Annotated in this window: 6 protein-coding genes; 5 read left to right on the top strand and 1 reads right to left on the bottom strand. The window is 67.3% G+C overall.

Going from position 1 to position 4,284, the window contains the following annotated elements; all coding sequences use genetic code 11:
- From VN047_RS07005 to VN047_RS06995, 3 genes are all read left to right on the top strand, one after another.
- The coding region (locus VN047_RS07005) for an aminotransferase class I/II-fold pyridoxal phosphate-dependent enzyme (protein WP_325541427.1) at positions 1–668 on the top strand (668 nt) is incomplete at its 5' end.
- Entirely contained in the window at positions 665–1,273 is a 609-nt protein-coding gene (gene bioD, locus VN047_RS07000) for a dethiobiotin synthase (protein WP_325541426.1), read from the top strand. The genes VN047_RS07005 and bioD, both read left to right, overlap by 4 nt.
- A complete protein-coding gene (locus VN047_RS06995; RefSeq protein ID WP_325541424.1) occupies positions 1,270–2,517 on the top strand; it encodes an adenosylmethionine--8-amino-7-oxononanoate transaminase in 1,248 nt (415 codons plus the stop codon). Before bioD ends, VN047_RS06995 begins: the two co-directional genes overlap by 4 nt.
- On the opposite strand, the gene VN047_RS06990 is transcribed toward VN047_RS06995, so the two are convergent.
- Positions 2,514–3,194 carry an AraC family transcriptional regulator gene (locus VN047_RS06990; protein ID WP_325541422.1) on the bottom strand — a complete coding sequence of 227 codons (681 nt, stop codon included), beginning with the start codon at positions 3,192–3,194 and terminating at the stop codon, positions 2,514–2,516. The two genes, VN047_RS06995 and VN047_RS06990, sit on opposite strands and share 4 nt — an antisense overlap.
- A gap of 130 nt (positions 3,195–3,324) precedes the next feature.
- Here VN047_RS06990 and VN047_RS06985 point away from each other — a divergent pair, with 130 nt between their 5' ends.
- Together VN047_RS06985 and VN047_RS06980 are read left to right on the top strand one after the other, a co-directional pair.
- Positions 3,325–3,744 carry a VOC family protein gene (locus VN047_RS06985; protein ID WP_325541420.1) on the top strand — a complete coding sequence of 140 codons (420 nt, stop codon included), beginning with the start codon at positions 3,325–3,327 and terminating at the stop codon, positions 3,742–3,744.
- 65 nt (positions 3,745–3,809) lie between these two features.
- A partial coding sequence (locus tag VN047_RS06980) for an NAD(P)H-dependent flavin oxidoreductase (RefSeq protein WP_414712675.1) occupies positions 3,810–4,284 on the top strand: 475 nt, incomplete at its 3' end.

The following is a 4,284-nucleotide window of genomic DNA, read 5'->3' as shown; positions in this document are numbered from 1 at the left end:
CCGGCGGCGGCACGGGCACGCCGTGGATCGCCGTCGAAAGCCTGTACAGCATGGACGGCGACCGCGCGCCGCTCGCCGATCTCGCCGCCGTCGCCGACCGCCACGACGCCGTGCTCGTCGTCGACGAAGCGCATGCGACGGGCGTTTACGGAACCGCAGGCCAAGGGCTCGCGCACGCGATTTCGGGCCGCGAGAACCTCGTCACGCTCCACACCTGCGGCAAGGCGCTGGGCTGCGAAGGCGCATTGCTCTGCGCGCCGCAGATCGTGCGCGACTTCATCGTCAACCGTGGCCGCCCCTTCATTTTCTCGACCGCGCCGTCGCCGCTGATGGCATGGCTTGTCCGTCAGGCGCTCGAAATCGTCGCGAACCAGCCCGAACGCGCCGCGCGCCTCGCCGCGCTCGTCCGTCACGCCGAAAAGCGCCTCGGCGCGCTCGACCTGCCCGCCAGCGGCTCGCAGATTCTGCCCGTCGTGATCGGCGACAACGCGCGCACGATGCGTATAGCCGCCGCGCTGCAGGCGACCGGCTTCGACGTCCGCGGTATCCGTCCGCCCACCGTGCCGCACGGCACCGCGCGGTTGCGCATCGCGATCACGCTCAATGTTGACGAAGACAACATTGACGCGATGGCCGATGCGCTCGCACAGGCAATGGCGGTGGCATGACGCGCTTCGTCGTCACCGGCACCGATACCGGCATCGGAAAAACCATATTTTCTGCGGCGTTAGCACAGGCGACCGGCGCGCCTTACTGGAAGCCGATCCAGTCGGGTCTCGAGGAGGAGACCGACAGCGAAACCGTCGCGCGCCTCGCCGGCGTGCCGGTCCGCCCCGAAACCTATCGCCTGATCACCCCTGCGTCGCCACATCGTGCCGCCGAAATTGACAATGTTAACATCGACGTCGAAACGCTCGCGCCGCCGCCCGGCGAGTTCATCGTCGAAGGCGCCGGCGGCGCGCTCGTCCCGGTGACGCGCACCACGCTCTACGCCGACCTGTTCGCGCGCTGGCAGATCCCCGTTATCGTCTGCGCGCGCACCGCGCTCGGCACGATCAACCACAGCCTGCTCACGATCGAGGCCTTGCGCGCCCGCGGCGTCCCGATCCACGGCCTCGCCTTCCTCGGTGATGCGGCGGAGGACAGCGAGGCGATCATCTCCGGAATCTCGGGCGTCCGCCGCCTCGGCCGCCTGCCGATCATCGACCCGCTGAACGGCGAAACGCTCGCAGAAGCATTCAAAGCGAACTTCGCCCTCAGGGATTTCGCATGACCTCCCCCGTCTGGCACCCCTTCACCCAACACGGCCTCGGCGACCCCATCCCGCTGATTTCGCACGCCAAAGACGCCAAACTCTACGCCGCCGACGGCCAGAGCTGGATCGACGGCATCTCCTCCTGGTGGGTCACGACGCACGGCCACGCACACCCGCGCATCATGGCAGCGGTACGCGCCCAGACCGAAAAGCTCGACCAGATCATCTTCGCCGGCTGGACGCACGAACCCGCCGAAAGCCTTGCCGCCGAACTGGTGCGCATCACCCCTGCCCCGCTCACCCGCGTCTTCTTTTCGGACTCGGGCTCGACCAGCGTCGAGGTCGCGCTGAAGATGGCGCTCGGCTATTGGTACAACATTGGCGAGCCGCGCAGCCGTATCCTCGTCCTCGAACACAGCTATCACGGCGACACGATCGGCACTATGTCGGTCGGCGAGCGCGGCGTCTACAACCGCGCCTGGCAGCCTTTGCTCTTCGACGTCGACACCATCCCCTTCCCTTGCGAAGGACGGGAACAGGCCACGCTCGACGCACTCGAAGCCGCATGCGCCCGAAAACCCGCCGCCTTCATCGTCGAACCGCTGATCCTCGGCGCCGGCGGCATGCTTATCTACCCCGCATGGGTGCTCGCCGAGATGCGCGCGATCTGCGCGCGCCACGGCGTCCTCTTCATCGCCGACGAAGTGATGACCGGCTGGGGCCGCACCGGCACGCGCTTCGCCTGCGATCAGGCGGGCGTCATCCCCGACATCGTCTGCCTGTCGAAGGGCCTCACCGGCGGCGCGATCCCGCTTGCGGTGACGCTCTGCATCGAACCGGTCTTCGAAGCGCATTTTTCGGCCGACCGCGCAAAGACCTTCTATCATTCGTCGAGCTACACCGCGAACCCGATCGCCTGCGCCGCCGCCAACGCCAATCTCGAAATCTGGCGCGACGAGCCCGTCCAGCAGCGCATCGACACGCTCGCCGACGCGCAGGCGGCACATCTGTCACTGCTCGGCCAGCACCCGCGCATCGCCAACCCGCGCCGCCTCGGCACCATCGCCGCGCTCGACATCGTCGTTCCTGACTCGGGCTATCTCTCGAACCTCGCCCCGCGCCTCATCGCTTTCTATCGCGACCACGGCGTCCTGCTCCGCCCGCTGGGCAACACCGTCTACGTCATGCCGCCCTATTGCATCACGGCGGAGGAACTGGCGCAGGTCTGGGACGCGATCCGGGCGTCGCTCGATACCGTTTAGACCGGCTGCCGCCCGGCTACCCGCCAGCGCCGCGGCGACAGGCCCGTCAGCGCGGTCACCGCACGCGTCATATGTGCCTGATCGGCGTAGCCGGCATCCGCCGCGATCCCGGCAAGGCTGTCGTCGCCCGCGACGATCATCCGCCATGCGCGCTTCGCCTGACAGTCGGCACGATAGGCGGCGGGCGAGACGCCATAGAGTTTTTCGAAACTGCGCGAGACATGTTCGCGCGACCGGCCACGCACCGCCGCCCATTCGCCGATCCGCGGCGATGCCGACGTGCGCAGCACCGCCGACAACTGGTCCGGCAGGTCGTCCTCTTCGTCTGTCGGGGCGGATGCGAGCCCGTCGAGCAGCGCGGCGACCGCCTCGACCGCGTCGCGTTCGGCCAGCCGGACGATATGGTCGGGATCGGCGATCCGCGCGCGCGCCGGCCAGTTGCGGCCGTCGAACGGCAGCGGCAGGTCGAGCACCACCGTCCGTTTTGCCGAGATCCGGTCGCGGTGCGCTGAAAACGGACCGTGAAGCAGCACTTCGCCCGCCCGCGCCGCCATCCGCCCGGCATCGCCCGCCTCTTCATAGGCACCCGCCAGCACCACCGTCGCATAGGGTTCGCGGTGGTAGTGCCGCGCGATGTCGGCCGCGGCGGGCAACAGGCTGGGCTGGAGCAACTGCATCGCCCGATATTGGCGCGTCCGACGGTTCGCAGCAACAACCGCCGGACCAACCCCCGTCTCCGCTCGATGGACAGCGGGTGCACGCACCGGTTAGGAAGTCCATCTGCCGGAAATTCGAGGAGCGATCGCGATGAACACACCCCCCTTTACCCTTCGCGCAATCGACCATGTGGTGGTGCGCGTCGTCGATCTCGACCGCATGGTCGCCTTCTATCAGGACGTCCTCGGCTGCACCGACGAACGCACGCAATCCGAAATAGGGCTTTATCAATTGCGCGCCGGCAGCTCGCTGATCGACCTTGTCACCATCGACGGCAAGCTTGGCGCGATGGGCGGCGCGGCACCGGGACCGGAAGGCCGCAATGTCGACCATTTCGCTATCACAATCGCCCCGTTCGACGAGGCGGCGATCCGCACGCATCTCGACCGGCACGGCGTCCGGGTCGAACAGGCCGGCCCGCGCTACGGCGCCGAGGGCGAAGGGCCCTCGATCTACATCAGCGATCCCGAGGGCAATATCGTCGAGCTCAAGGGCCCCGCATTCGACTGAACGTCTTGCGCAGGCTTCCGTTTACGTTAAGGTCAGTTGCAATTGGCAACCGGAGAGACTGATTCATGGCCCTTCCCCCGATTTTCGACCGCCTGCGCTTGCCCGTCATCGGTTCACCGCTGTTCATCGTATCGGGCCCCGAACTGGTCATCGCACAGTGCAAGGCGGGCGTCGTCGGCAGCTTCCCGGCTCTCAATGCCCGCCCGCAGTCGCTGCTCGACGAATGGCTGCACCAGATTACCGAGGAACTCGCCGCATGGGATCGCGACAATCCGGACCGGCTGTCGGCGCCATATGCGGTCAACCAGATCGTTCACAAGTCGAACGACCGGCTCGAACAGGATATCGCGACCTGCGCCAAATGGAAGGTGCCAATCACGATCACTTCGCTCGGCGCGCGCGAGGAACTCAATCAGGCGGTCCATAGCTGGGGCGGGATCACGCTCCACGACGTCATCGACGACCGTTTCGCGCGCAAGGCGGTCGAAAAGGGCGCCGACGGCCTGATCCCCGTCGCCGCCGGCGCGGGCGGCCACGCCG

This window comes from Sphingopyxis sp., assembly GCF_035565275.1.
In the GTDB taxonomy this organism is placed as follows: Bacteria; Pseudomonadota; Alphaproteobacteria; order Sphingomonadales; family Sphingomonadaceae; genus Sphingopyxis.
Note: the sequence above shows the minus strand (reverse complement) of the source record. Positions and strands in the feature narration are given on the sequence as shown.

Bases quoted from the DNA above. Each gene is read 5' to 3' on its own strand.
- bioD (WP_325541426.1), top strand. From the start codon at position 665: ATGACGCGCTTCGTCGTCACCGGCACCGATACCGGCATCGGAAAAACC.
- VN047_RS06995 (WP_325541424.1), top strand. From the start codon at position 1,270: ATGACCTCCCCCGTCTGGCACCCCTTCACCCAACACGGCCTCGGCGAC.
- VN047_RS06985 (WP_325541420.1), top strand. From the start codon at position 3,325: ATGAACACACCCCCCTTTACCCTTCGCGCAATCGACCATGTGGTGGTG.
- VN047_RS06990 (WP_325541422.1), bottom strand. From the start codon at position 3,194: ATGCAGTTGCTCCAGCCCAGCCTGTTGCCCGCCGCGGCCGACATCGCG.